The sequence below is a fragment of the Maribacter sp. LLG6340-A2 genome (assembly GCF_045057105.1).
Lineage (GTDB): Bacteria > Bacteroidota > Bacteroidia > Flavobacteriales > Flavobacteriaceae > Maribacter.
In genome coordinates, this window is record NZ_CP159332.1 from 2,823,604 (window position 1) to 2,837,190 (window position 13,587).

Here is a 13,587-nt window from a genome sequence, read left to right on the forward strand (position 1 = left end):
TGTAATATTGTATTGCTTTTTAGGTGAAATAGTAAAGAAAAAATACTAAACCATACTAAAAACTAGTTTGCTTGTATACGGGTTAGCTTTTGTTGAATATTATTGACATTAATTATGAACGAAAAAACATACGTCCTGGATTTTGAAGAGGACAAGGAATCATATGACATAAAAGAGGCTATTGCTAAATATGTTCGTTTTTGGCCTTGGTTCTTAGGTATGGTACTCTTATTTTGTGCCATTGCTTTTGCCTATATGAAATATGCCCCTGTAATCTATAAGACAGAGGCAAAGATCAAAATATTGGAAGATGCTATGAAAACTAGCGTCGTAAAGGACGTTATTTCAATTGCAAGCGCAAATCCCAATAACAGATTGTTGGATATTCAGAATCAGATTAAAGTTATCCAATCGTATCGCTTATTGCATAATGTGGTAGATGAACTTCATTTGGATATTGAATACCAAAAATTAAATAATCTACTATATACCCAAATATGGGAACCGCCATTTACAGTTAGAAAAAATATTTCTGAGGATAAAATTATTGAGCCTTTAAAATATGAGGTAAAACTAACCGAAACCGGTTTTGATATCTTAGATGAAGAGGGTACCCAATATAATGTACCTTATGTTGAGGCGAATACATCTGTGTATTATTTGCCTTTCCAAATAGAACTGGCAGAGAGTATTACCAATGTAAAGAATTACAAAGGAGATACTTTTAAAGTGATTATTGATTCTAAGCGTAAAACTACCCTTAAACTGGCCAAGAAGCTGACCATTACAACAGAAGCTAATAGTGAAGTTCTTAACCTAACGTTGTTGGGCGAAAGTAAACAGCGGTCAGAGCAGGTGTTGAACTCTATAATCAATAACTTCAACCAAGACGGAATTCTGGATAGGCAGTTGGTGTCAAGAAGAACTTTAGAGGTAATTGAAAAACGATTTGTTTACCTTTCTCAGGAACTGGACTCAATTGAAGCGGGCAAGCAAAACTTAAAACAGAAGCAAAATATTTCCTTTATTCAGTCAGATGCTGGAGCAAACCTTCAAAGAAAGACAGAAGCTGAGAGTGAGGCACTTAAATTGGAAACACAGGTTTCTCTATCCAATTTATTGAAAAAAACTGTTGCCAATGAAGCGGAATATAATTTATTGCCTGCGGATATCGGTCTTGCCAATAGTGGGTTGAACGCAATGGTCACCAACTATAATAATATGGCCAGGGAACGTCAAAAATTGATTACATCGGTTGGGTCAAACCACCCTACCTTGGTTAAATTATCCAAGCAGCTAGAGCTAAGTAAATTGAATATTTTAAGTAGTGTAAATAATTATGAAGCCCAACTGGCACTGTCACTACGTAAAACAAATCAAGAAAAAAACTCAGCTGGTTATCGCTTTTCTAGATTACCGGAAACAGAGAGAATGTTGAGGTCTATTGAAAGACAACAAAGTATTAAGGAAAACCTATATTTACTCTTACTGCAAAAACGTGAAGAAGCTACAATTGACTATGCTTCTACTGCGCCTACCATTAAGGTAATAGAATATGGTTTAACCAATATGGATCCTTTATGGCCTAAACCTACCGTGGTATTCCCGGTTAGTATCTTGTTAGGGCTGTTATTGCCGTTCTTGGTATTCTACATTCGTTTTTCTACCGATAACAATATTCATGACCGTTCAGAAATTGAACAGTTGAATCCTGAAATCCCGGTAGTTGCCGAGATTCCATTTTTCGAAAAGGACAAAAAGTTCATAGATGTCAATGATCGTTCCGTTCTTGCAGAATCTTTTAGGATTCTTGGGGCCAATGTTACCCACTTATTATCACCGGAAGAAAATGATGAAACGGGCAAGGTTATCTTTGTAACTTCTGCCATTAAGGGTGAGGGTAAAACCTTATTGGCACTTAACTTGTCATTGGCCTACGCCAGTATAGGAAAACGTGTTTTATTGGTGGGGGGCGATTTAAGAAACCCTACCCTGCATACCTATTTGGGGCTTGATAAAAATAGTCAAGGTTTTGCAGACTACCTTGCAGGTAAAATTAATGAGTATGACCCTCATACGTTCGAAGGTTTTAAGGCCAACCCTGACCATAAAATTTTCTTGAGCGGTGCGGTTCCTTCCAATGTACCGGTACTTTTGTCGGGCAAAAATTTTGAACAATTTTTGGAAGAAGCAAAAAAAGAGTATGACTATGTTATTATGGATACAGCGCCTACCATGCTGGTTACAGATACCTTGTTGATTGCCAAACATGCTGATATTACTTTATTTGCAGTGCGTGCCGGGGTAACCGATAAGAATGTAATGAAGTTCTCTAAAGAGCTTAATAAGAGCAAGAAAGTTAAAAATATGGTCTATGTAATGAATGCCGTAGGACAGGTACATGCCGGTAAATTAAATTACGGGTATGGATATGGGTATGAGATGGATCAGCCAGAAAAATCTAAAAAATGGTTTAAGAAAGCGTAATCTTAAAATTGTAGTACTTTACAAGCTATTCATCTTATAATCTATGCAATGAAAATAGGCATTCTTGTCAAAAACCTTACCCAACTGAGCAATTGGCAGTACAGGATTATAGAAGGTATTTGCAAAGATTCAGAGATGGAAGCTGAAATACTATTGGAGGAGGGTGCTTTCAGGGATTGGAGATGGACCAATACCGGTAATGATATTGCAATTTGTCCAAAGATTTCGGGACTCTCCGGGGTATTGTTAAAAATGCAATATGCTATAGAAACACGTTGGTTGTTCAAACCTCCGCAAGTAGCACATACGTACAAATCTTCTGATTTTTTTAAGGAAATAAAAGTTGTTAAACTTGGAAAAGAAAATCTTGAACCCAAAGATCTTTTGTTGAATTTAGATAGGGTTTCCGTTACGGATGCATTACTTAATATGTCCAAAAACGGAGTTTGGGAAATGTTGTTTAAGGATAAAGTGTTGGAACAGGACGGACCGGTTGGTTTTTGGGAAATTATAAAGAAGAAACCGGTCGTTACGGCTACCTTGATTAATTTCAAAACCAACCTTAAGGCTTACGCTGTTGTTGGCAAGGCACATTTTAATAGGCATTGGTCAATGTCAGAAACTGCCACCATAGTATCTGAAGGTAGTGTTTCCTTATTATTCAAAAATCTTGATAGCTTAAAGAAGGGCACGCTTCAATTTACAGATAATACTATGCCGGTAAAAAATAGTGTACATACCCCTACCTTTTTTTCTACCCTAAAGTATGTAGGTGAATTTTATGGTGGGTTTGGTAACAAACTGTATGAGAAAACCATGGCAAAGCTTACGAAACGGCGCTATGAGTGCTGGACCGTCTTCACTGGCAACGATGGTTTCTTTCAAAATATAACCTCCTCTGCATTTGCTTTACCTATGCCTAAAGATGAGTTTTGGGCCGATCCCTTTCTTTTTCATTATAAAGGAACAGACTATCTTTTTTTTGAAAACTACTCCTATGTCACCAAAAGAGGTAAGATAAGTTGTGGAATTCTAAATAAGGGTCAATTGACCAATGTGGTAGATGTTCTAGATACAGGATATCATTTGTCTTTTCCGTTTATTTTTGAAGAGGGTGGAGATATATTCTTAATGCCGGAGGGAAGTGAGAATAGGACATTGGAAATATATAGGGCCATAGATTTTCCATTACAGTGGGAAAATTATACTACAGCATTTAAGGGGGAGGCCGTAGGCGATGCTTTTTTTCATACCGATAAGGACCGGCAACAATGGTTATTCCTCAATAAACAGGCCGCGCCAACCTCACCCATGAATAGTGAATTGTTTATATATCAGGTAGATTCCGTTAAGCTCAATACACTAATTCCCCACAAACAAAACCCTGTGCTTATTGATGCCAGCGTGGCTAGAAATGGTGGTGCTATCTTTATGCATGATGGGGAGTATTATAGACCATCGCAACGCAACACAGATGGGGTATATGGTAGAGCGTTGAATATTAACAAAATTGAAAAACTAACACTGGAGGAATATAAAGAAACAACGGTGCAGGTTATAGAACCGGATTTTGAGAAAAATTTAATGGGACTTCACCACTTGCACCACTGTAATGGTACATTCGTTTTTGATGCAGCTTATCGCTATAAATAAAAGCGTGTATACCTAGAGGTTAGTTGATGTTTACTGTTTTACTCTGGTACACCGTCCCAAATTTCTACATCGTCTACCCATTGGTACATGGGGTAGTTGCTTCCATATACTTGGGTCAACATAATAAAGTCTAAATTATCGTTATTATGTGTGGTAACACCATGATGTTCACCAATAAGTTGACCGTTTACCTTCATAGAAGCATAGCCGTCTTGCTCGTTGCTCCATTTTATATGGTATTCCACTTTAAACCACTCGCCTAAAATTAACGGTATTTCGGTATTTCTAACCTGCCAAATGGGGTTTTGCGGACTCGTATCGCCCTGTAACATCCAATAAGAATTGCCCCTTATATCAGTAGCCATAAAGGCAATCATCCTAAAACCATTGGAATAGCTGGCGTAGTTTTCTGTCTTGTATTCCCAAATGGCACGCCACTTATCAATACCTTGTACAGAACTTGCATCGGTCTTCATCCAATAACTGATATATAATTCATCTGGATTTTCCTTTATGTCGTTTATTTGATAGGGCGCCTGCGTTACTTGAACATCATAGTTTACACGTTGAAATAACGTTGTGGTTTCATTTCCATGAGGGCCTGTGACCACTTCCAGGGCATTGTCAATGGCAGCACCGTTATCATCGTTAATATTGTGAATTCCACTGGGTTCACTGGCATTGGCGGACCCTAAAATAGTAGGTGGCCAATAGTAACCGGTTTCGGTGTCTTTTCCTATGATATATTGATAGTCATATTGTCTTTCGGTTAGGGTAACGCCCTCAAAGCCAGATTTAAAGAGTAGGTCTGCTTCCGTTGGTGGGGTATTGGGTTCGGTTGGGCCATCCTGGTCAACATCGCTATCAACATCAACCTCTACATCGGTATCTGTGTCGGTCGCTACAGGGGTGCTTGGCCCAATATCGTCCTTGCCGCATGCAACAACTAGTAATAGAGTGGCTAGGATTAAAAGGGGTATATAGGTTAATTGTTGTAATAATTTCATTGGGGTAATGCTTAATTGCTTCTATATCATATACGTAGCATTTTTATAAAAAGTTTGTGCGTATTGTTTTAATCTTTTTTTACTATTTTCAACCTGTGTTATTCCATAGGTAAACCGTCCCAGATTTCAATATCGTCTACCCATTGGTACATGGGATAATTGTTGCCATATACCTGGGTAACCATAATAAAATCCAAAGGGTCAGATTTTGAAGTCGTTGGGCCGTGATGTTCGCCTATTAACTGTCCATTGATCTTCATGGAAGCATAGCCATCCTTTTGATCGCTCCATTTTAAATAATATTCGGCCTTGAACCATTCTCCGGTAATTAGTGGAATATCATAATTTTCTATGCGCCATACCGGTTGGCGTGGCCCTATATCTCCTTGAAACTGCCAATAGGGTGTTCCTCTAATATCGGTAGCCATAAAGGCGATCATTCTAAAACCGTCTTTGTAAGATGCATAATTTTTAGTTTTATATTCCCAGATGGCTCGCCAAATATCCTTTCCTTTTAAGGAAACGTCATCCGTTTTCATCCAATAACAGATATAGAGTTCCTTAGGATTTTCTTTTATATTATTGATTTGGTATGGGGTCTGTGTTACTTGTACATCATAGTTCACCCGTTGAAATAGTGTAGTGGTTTCAACACCGTGGGGTCCTTTCACCTTTTCCAAGTAATTGTCTATTGCAGGTCCGCCACCGTCATTGACCGTGTGTATACCACTAGGTTCTTTGTCTTTTTCAGAGGAACCTAAAATTGTAGGGGGCCAAGAAAAACCGGTCTCGGTATCGGTGCCGGTAATATATTGGTAGTCGTATTTGTTCTCGGAAAGTTGAACACCTTCAAAACCGGAACTGAAAAGCAGTTTGGCCGTTGTTTTATCTTTTACACGTGTAGGTGACGTAGTATCCGGTACGGATTGTAGCTCTTTTTCCCTTAGCGAAGTGCTAGGATAAGTTATTTTTTTTTTACCGTTTCATCCATAAGGTCGTTTACCACATGAATGCCAAAAGAAGCATTTTCTACAGCGCCATGAATTAGGTCGTTACTGGTAGCATTACGTACAACATACTCAGAAACAAGGTCATAGTCTTTGCCGCAAGAGGTTAAACACAAAAAGGAAGTGAAGACGGTTAGGGGGACGAAAAAGGTTTTGGAAAAAAAAGATTTCATGTAACGGTATAAAATTATTTCGTTGGTGTTTTAACGCATTCCGAAAATATTTAAACTATATCCATTAACGATGAAAAGTTCAATTTATTCGATGAAATGCATAATAAAAGTTATTAACACTAATTGTTAATAAACAATACGAGTTTTGAGTGGGCGTATTTATTTATGTTTTATAGGCTTTTAAATTCATAATAAACCAAGCCCTTCATTTTCCCTGCAGTTCCATTTCCCCCGAATATGAATTGCATTGTCCATGAAGGGCTTGGTCTAAAATTTACTTAGTAATTGGGTAAGGTTGTGGTTCGTTGTGCTGTTGTGCCGTTGGTGCAAGCGTATAATGACCAATAGTTCAGACTCCGTTAATTCAAAGGCATTCTTGATCGATTTTATCTTTCGTTCCCCCAACTTGGCCAAAAACTGTAATTCCTCCTTTTGTGTGTTCATGTTCACATTTTAATGAACCGCCCTTTTGTGGGAAGGGCGGATTGCATTTAACTAACAACTAACTAACTCAATAAATTTTCATACAATCAAAACTATATGGAGGTATCGTTTAGAACAATACCCAGTTATGGGTATATTTAAAGTGAAATGGAGCAATGAAAGATGATTGTATAGTAGTTGTACAATATACCTTGTACTAGGTATGGTGTGCCTATTTAAAAATTTTCAAATTTGAACTAGTAACCATAAAAACCACACTAATGAAAACGATTACAAAAGTTGCCCTTAAAAATTTCTTTATTTTATTATTTGTCTTGCCGTTGGTGGCGCAGGCACAAACGGACACCATGGGCGACGGACTCATGGTAGTACGAAAAATAGATGGTAACCCTATGCAAGAGTACAGCTCCACCCTAGATTTAAACGATAACCGTAAGCAGCTGATCATGGCAGGCCAAAACTACCAAACCAATTATGGTATTTATGCTTCCATAGAAATTGGGGATTCTTCTTTAGGATCGGAGTACAAAACATTTAAAAATGTTGAGTTTGAAATTGTAAACTATAAGCCTACCTATTTTATAGGTATAGATTCTATTGTGGTAGCACCTAATAAAATGAAAGATGGACTAACTTTTTTAATCTATACCAAGGCAATGTCAGATAAGGTATCGTATTCCCTTAATAAAGACCAGTTAAAAAATCTGCATTTTGAAAAAGGTGGATACATACATTCTAAGCGAATTTTAAACCCTATGTTCCCAAAACTGGATGATGCCGGTAAACCTATTGTAATGAGTGATGGCCAATTAGATGCCTTACCTGACAATGGAAAAGCTTTTGATTTTGAATTCTTTTATAAAGATGGAAGGCATATTGTTCGTAAGGAAGATTATGATAAAGAAGTAGTAAGTACGCAAATGTATAAGAATGAAATAGCATCCACCTTGCCTGGTAAAAGGTGTGTGCAAAGTTTTAATAAGGTAGTATTTTAATGACTAAAATTTTATTCTGTTTTATTTTTCTAATCGGTTGTAACTTATGGTCTAAAACACCAGAGTTGGAGGCATTCTTTGTTGCCGCAAAAAATAAAGATTTTGAAACAGCACGTACCGTTTCTACCAAAATGGAAAATGCTGTACTGGAAAGGCATTTAAATATTCTTACGGAATTAATGGCAACAAAATCGGTAACCACGGATTTTGTAACTGGTATTGAACAGGCCGATAATGAAGCGGTCAGTTTTATAAAATACTTAATTGCAGGGTATCAAAACAATTATGCGGAAAAACAGAATAATTTAGAAGCGTATAAAAATTTTCTAAATGCATTGAAATTAGCCGAAAAAACTGAGAAGCGTTATTTTATAAAAGCAGCACTATTTGGAATGTTGGATTTATTCGCCGGTGAAATTTTTATTGGCAGTAAACAGTATCAGCCTTATTTAGAACGGTTAACGGAACTTAAGGAAGATAAAGTAGATGATGTGTTACTGTTGTTTTATAGGTTGATATTCTTATCAAAAACAGAAGAAGATTTAAGTGCTTTGGATGCGCAATATTATACCTACTATCAAAAATTGGATTCTATCTTCAGTGGGTTTGCAAACCATTTTTTCTATACGGATTTTTATTATGAAAAAGGCATTTACTATAAATTGGAAGCAGAATATGACAAGGCAGAGGACTTTTTTTTAAAGTCGGATAGTATGGCCTTTCAGCACAATTTACTCAATGATTATAAATTCAAGAATGCTTGGCAATTATCCTCGGTAAATTTTCAAAATCAAAAATTAAAAAAGGCTAAGAGATATCTAGCATTGGCAAAAAGGTATTCCAAAAAATTAAGGGAAGATTTTTACAACGACCGTCTAGCATCACTCATTTTCCAAAAAGAAGGCAACTATGACTCTGCCTATCATTACCTACGAAAATCGGTAGATATTGAGTATGAGCTGGGCTATAAGAACAATACCTTGGAGTCTTCCATTTTAACCGTACAAAACCAGACCGATAAATTAAAACTGGATAAGCTGGAACTGGAATCTTCCAATGCCAAGATTAGAAACTGGACCATACTTTTGGGCATGTTGCTGGTGTTAGGTGCGGTCATTGGCGTATTGGTCAATAAGAATGCCATACGAAAACAATTATTGGCAGAGCAAGAACGGACCATGGAACGTCAAAAAATGTCCAACATCCTAAAGGAACAAGAGCTTGCTACCATAGATGCCATGATAGAAGGTCAAGAAAAAGAGCGTCAACGGGTAGCCAATGAACTTCATGATGATTTGGGAAGCTTAATGGCGGCGGTAAAATTGCAGTTTAATTCTTTGGAGGCATCGGACAAAAAAGGCAACCAAGAGACTTTTGCCAAAACAGAAAATTTAATAGATGAGGCCTATGGTAAAATACGGGCCATTGCCCATGCCAAAAATTCGGGTTTAATAGCCAAACAGGGTTTATTACAGGCCGTAAATCTAATGGCAGAAAAAGTATCCGTGGCCAGTGGTATCAGTATAATGGTACATGACCACGGTTTGGATACCCGTCTGGAAAACAGTATGGAGCTCACGTTGTTCCGTATCATTCAAGAATTGATGACTAATGTTATAAAACATGCAGAGGCTACGGAAATGAATATACATATTACCAACCATGGCGATACGTTAAATATTTTGGCAGAGGATAACGGAAAAGGAATGCCGTTGGATAAAACGGCTAACTATGGTAATGGTATGGGGTTAAAAAGTATAGACAAGCGCATAAACCACTTACATGGTGCTATGAATATAGAATCGGAAACAGGAAAAGGAACCGTAATCATTTTAGATATACCCATATGATCAGATTGGCCATTGCAGAAGACCACCAAGCTCTTATTGACGGCTTGGAACTTTTACTTAAGTATGAAGAGGGCATTAGTATTGTTGGCTCCGTTAATGACGGTGCAGCCTTGTTAAATTTGGTGCGCTTAAAACAGCCTAATGTGGTCATTACGGATATACGTATGCCCAAAATGGATGGTATACAGGCTACGACCATTATAAAAAAGGAATTTCCGCACACCAAGGTTTTGGCTTTTACCATGTTTGACCAAGATGATGCGGTTGCACAAATGATAGCAGCTGGTGCCAACGGTTATATTTTAAAGAATACGGCGTTAAAGCAGGTGTTAAAAGCTATTATTACCGTGGCCAGTGGGGAGCACTACTATGACCCTAATATTAATGTGGTAGATCAAAATTCTTCATCAAAAAGAACCGGTAAAGGTGTTTTAACGACCAGACAAAAAGAAATTCTTAAACTTATAGGCCAGGGAAAAACATCCCGTGAAATTAGTGAGGAACTTTTTATAGGAATTCACACCGTAGATACCCATAGAAAAAATATGGCGCGTATATTGGGCTTAAAAGGTAAAGGGGAGTTGTTGCGGTATGCCGTTGAAAAAAAATATAAATTTTAAGGAATGAAAAACGTTTTTGTTTTAAGGTTAGCTATTGGTATCGCCTTATTTACTTCATTGGTGACCCATGCACAAGAGGATTATTACACGATACAGGGTACTAATGTTACTAAACAAAAATTTGAAAATATTACCCATACCTTGAATTTTGTTCGCGAAGATCTAAAAAACGAAAACGCTCTCTCATTTGGTTTTGCACAATTGGCAGCCAATTTAATTCCTTTATTGGTAGATGGGGCCAGCAAACTGTTTTACAATCCAGATAACTTTAACAAAGAATATTTTGGGGATTATTCGTTCTTTGACCCTAGCGGACGTTTTAATGCCTTGGATCCGAACAGTATGCTGGTGTTTGAACAAAAAGGTACGGATGCATCCGGTAAGGAAACCTTACTTACACGGTTTCAATTTCAATTGGGTGCCGTACAGAATGTAGAAGGATATCATTATATAGGTTTAAAAGCCTATGAACTGAACTATTCTTGGGCAAAATTAAGTTCGCATAAAAACAGAATGAATTATGTGATGGAAATTGGTTTTTTTTATTTTGATGGACAGGACAGGCCGCAGGAATTTTATCTGAATCCCATAGTGCTAAATGATGCCGCTATTCCTAGTAATGCTATTATTGATACGGTAAACTATCAAGTAATTCCTAAAATGAAGGTGCTTAAGAACATACGGATACATATTAGGGAAATCAATGGTAAAAAAGAAAATTGGGACAAGTACTTGGAGCTCTACAAAAGTAACCAGGGAAACCTTTCTAATTTTTTAACAAAGGCGCTACCAAGATAAGCTCCAGGTCACTAAAAAATCATTCTCCACACTTTGTCGGCAAAAAATTATTCTTAATAAAAGGAACTTAAAGTTTCCTTGACATTCGCTTAAACTACAAACTAATAAATGAACGCATATTTGCAGTGAGTTTGAATTAGTTTGAGTAAGTTGAATAACCGATGCATTGTTCTTATTGTGTCGGTTATTTTTTTTGAATGTTCAACTCGTACAGGAAAAAATACTAGTGCCGGTAAATTAAAAAAGGGGTGTTATAGATTTACCTTTATTTCGTTCGTTTTTAATATTTGAACACGTAAAAGGTTTTGAAAGATTTGTACGATTCTTGGTTGGTGTTCTTCAGGGATACGACTTCCAATAATCCAATTTTTTTGGATTTTTTTGGTGCTTTCCTGATGAAACTCCGTCATTAAGCATTCTAAAGCTTCCTGTCGTGTTTCATCGTTCATTTTACTGAACATTAATTTAATATTTTCGGTCATGGTCGGTATTGGTCGTTGTCAAATGTAAATAAAAAAGACATTAGCTTGATGAATTTTTAACATTAGATATCAACTAAATCCGTTCTTGATAAATTTTTTATAGGGGTTTTATACTAAAATTGAAGAGGTAGTAGAATGGACGTTAATGGAGTGTAATTTTTACATTTTTAATTGGTCTTTTTGTATTTAACACTTAGGTTTACGGCCATGTATGCATCATCAGTGAACAGAAATTATAAGTTATGAGAATTAAAGTTTTACTTGCTATCGGTTTTATTTTTACGGGATGCTTTATTGCTATTGCCCAAAACCCTAAAGTACATTCTCATAACGACTATAAACAGCCACTTCCATTTTACGGTGCCTTTGCGGCAGGGGTTCATTCCCTGGAGGTAGATATCTTTTTGGTAGACAATACATTAATGGTTGCCCATGAAGTAAACGAGGTTACCCCATTGGCCACCTTGGAACGTTTGTATCTGCAACCCCTAGTGGAAATGGAGGAAAGGGGCCAGCTGGCAAATAGGACCTTACAGGTATTGATTGACATTAAGACCGATGCCGTCCCCACTTTAAATGCCTTGGTAGAAAGTTTACAAGAATATCCGGTTATTACGGACCATGAAAATATAACATTGGTCGTTTCGGGTAATAGGCCACCATTGGCAAAATATGTAGATTATCCTAAGTATATTTTCTTTGACTATCAAAATACGGCCCCGGTACAAGATGCCGGTATTTTGGATAAAATTGCTATGGTGAGCCTTAGTTTTCGGCAATTTTCAGAATGGAACGGTAAAGGGCGATTAACGGCGGAAGATTATAGCAAGGTAAGTGGTGTCATTGCCAAAGCACATGAATTGAACAAACCATTTCGGTTTTGGGCAACTCCAGATTCCAAGACCGCTTGGAAAGCATTTACCGATCTTGGCGTAGACCTTATTAATACAGATATGCCCTATGAATGTGTTTCCTATGTTTCTACCTTATCAAATAGGGTGGTGGAGAATACGGTTTTTTCTGAAGTGTATAGGCCAACCTATGCCACGGATGCTAGCAATACACCGCCAAAGAATGTTATTCTTTTAATTGGGGATGGCAACGGACTTACACAAATTTCTTCGGCTACCTTGGCCAATGGGGGCGCATTGACCTTAACCCAATTAAAAAGTATCGGTTTTCTAACGACTCAATCCGCAGATGATTTTACTACAGATTCCGCTGCGGCAGGTACGGCCATTGCTACCGGTCAAAGAACGAACAATAGGGCTATCGGCACAGATAAGGAAGGAAACCCTATACCTAACCTGACCGAGATTCTCTCAAAAAAAGGTTTTAGTACCGGTGTTATTTCTACGGATGGTATTACGGGTGCCACTCCTTCTTCATTTTATGCCCACCGTACCGATCGTGGTATGGAGGAAGGTATTGCACAAGACCTTTTGGAAAGTAAGCTGCAGATGTTCATTGCACATAAATCTTCTGACGTCCGTGCATTGGATAAGGCCGGGTTTCATATGGAGCAAGATTTAGACGCACTGGCAAATAGTTCCTATACTAAGGTTGGGGCTTGGCTAGACTATTCTGAGGATACCCCTTTACCGGTGCACGTAGAAAAATTGGCAACATCGACCAAAAATGGAATCGCTTTTCTTCAACAACAAAATGCCCCTTTTTTTTTAATGGCGGAAGGAGCAAAGATTGATAGCTATGGCCATGTAAATAATATTGAAGGGGTTATAGCGGAAAGTATCTCTTTTGATAAGGCAATTACGGAAGCCTTAAAGTTTGCCGATACCAATAAAAATACCTTGGTCATTATTACTGCCGATCATGAAACGGGCGGTTTAACCATTCCTCAAGGCAATATGGACAGGCATGAGGTGGAGGCGGATTTTACCACCCATGACCATACGGCCACTATGGTACCCATATTTGCTTATGGGCCAATGTCCCAAGAATTTCAGGGTGTTTACCCCAATAATGAGGTATTCCACAAAATCCTGAAAGTGCTTGTACAATAAATTACTTCATAAATAGTCCATTACCTAAAATTTCTTTTTAGTAGGGG

The 13,587-nt window shown here is 37.6% G+C and carries 12 protein-coding genes; 7 read left to right on the forward strand and 5 right to left on the reverse strand.

Going from position 1 to position 13,587, the window contains the following annotated elements; translation table 11 throughout:
- Positions 1–114: 114 nt before the first annotated feature.
- Both ABVM52_RS11880 and ABVM52_RS11885 read left to right on the forward strand, forming a co-directional pair.
- Complete coding sequence (locus ABVM52_RS11880; RefSeq protein WP_405380753.1) at positions 115–2,487, forward strand: GumC family protein; 2,373 nt, start codon at positions 115–117, stop codon at positions 2,485–2,487.
- Between the two features lie 48 nt (positions 2,488–2,535).
- Positions 2,536–4,140, forward strand: a complete 1,605-nt coding sequence (locus ABVM52_RS11885) for a hypothetical protein (RefSeq protein ID WP_405380755.1) — start codon at positions 2,536–2,538, stop codon at positions 4,138–4,140.
- Positions 4,141–4,178: 38 nt separating this feature from the next.
- On the opposite strand, the gene ABVM52_RS11890 is transcribed toward ABVM52_RS11885, so the two are convergent.
- The 4 genes from ABVM52_RS11890 to ABVM52_RS11905 form a co-directional block, all read right to left on the reverse strand.
- Positions 4,179–5,147 carry a heparin lyase I family protein gene (locus ABVM52_RS11890; RefSeq protein ID WP_405380757.1) on the reverse strand — a complete coding sequence of 323 codons (969 nt, stop codon included), beginning with the start codon at positions 5,145–5,147 and terminating at the stop codon, positions 4,179–4,181.
- A gap of 98 nt (positions 5,148–5,245) precedes the next feature.
- Entirely contained in the window at positions 5,246–5,818 is a 573-nt protein-coding gene (locus ABVM52_RS11895) for a hypothetical protein (RefSeq protein WP_405380759.1), read from the reverse strand.
- A gap of 293 nt (positions 5,819–6,111) precedes the next feature.
- Positions 6,112–6,327, reverse strand: coding sequence for a hypothetical protein (locus ABVM52_RS11900; RefSeq protein ID WP_405380761.1), 216 nt, complete (start codon positions 6,325–6,327; stop codon positions 6,112–6,114).
- Positions 6,328–6,594: 267 nt separating this feature from the next.
- The gene (locus ABVM52_RS11905) at positions 6,595–6,771 is read right to left on the reverse strand and encodes a hypothetical protein (protein ID WP_405380763.1); all 177 of its coding nucleotides are present in this window, start codon (positions 6,769–6,771) and stop codon (positions 6,595–6,597) included.
- A 260-nt stretch (positions 6,772–7,031) separates the two neighbouring features.
- On the opposite strand from ABVM52_RS11905, the gene ABVM52_RS11910 reads away from it, so the two are divergent.
- Genes ABVM52_RS11910 through ABVM52_RS11925 form a run of 4 tightly spaced genes read left to right on the forward strand, consistent with a single transcriptional unit; the run spans position 7,032 to position 11,034 of the window.
- A complete protein-coding gene (locus ABVM52_RS11910; protein ID WP_405380765.1) occupies positions 7,032–7,766 on the forward strand; it encodes a hypothetical protein in 735 nt (244 codons plus the stop codon).
- Entirely contained in the window at positions 7,766–9,616 is a 1,851-nt protein-coding gene (locus ABVM52_RS11915) for a sensor histidine kinase (RefSeq protein WP_405380767.1), read from the forward strand. The genes ABVM52_RS11910 and ABVM52_RS11915 overlap by 1 nt, the downstream gene beginning before the upstream one ends.
- A complete protein-coding gene (locus ABVM52_RS11920) occupies positions 9,613–10,236 on the forward strand; it encodes a response regulator (protein ID WP_405380769.1) in 624 nt (207 codons plus the stop codon). The genes ABVM52_RS11915 and ABVM52_RS11920 overlap by 4 nt, the downstream gene beginning before the upstream one ends.
- 3 nt (positions 10,237–10,239) lie before the next feature.
- On the forward strand, positions 10,240–11,034 hold the full coding sequence (locus ABVM52_RS11925) for a hypothetical protein (protein ID WP_405380771.1): 795 nt from the start codon (positions 10,240–10,242) through the stop codon (positions 11,032–11,034).
- A gap of 251 nt (positions 11,035–11,285) precedes the next feature.
- Here the strand turns inward: ABVM52_RS11925 and ABVM52_RS11930 are convergent, their stop codons facing one another.
- Positions 11,286–11,516 (reverse strand): hypothetical protein, encoded by a 231-nt coding sequence (locus ABVM52_RS11930; protein ID WP_405380773.1) that lies wholly within the window; start codon positions 11,514–11,516, stop codon positions 11,286–11,288.
- Between the two features lie 242 nt (positions 11,517–11,758).
- Between ABVM52_RS11930 and ABVM52_RS11935 the strand changes: the two genes are divergently transcribed.
- A complete protein-coding gene (locus ABVM52_RS11935; RefSeq protein ID WP_405380775.1) occupies positions 11,759–13,540 on the forward strand; it encodes an alkaline phosphatase in 1,782 nt (593 codons plus the stop codon).
- The last annotated feature ends 47 nt before the right edge of the window (positions 13,541–13,587 follow it).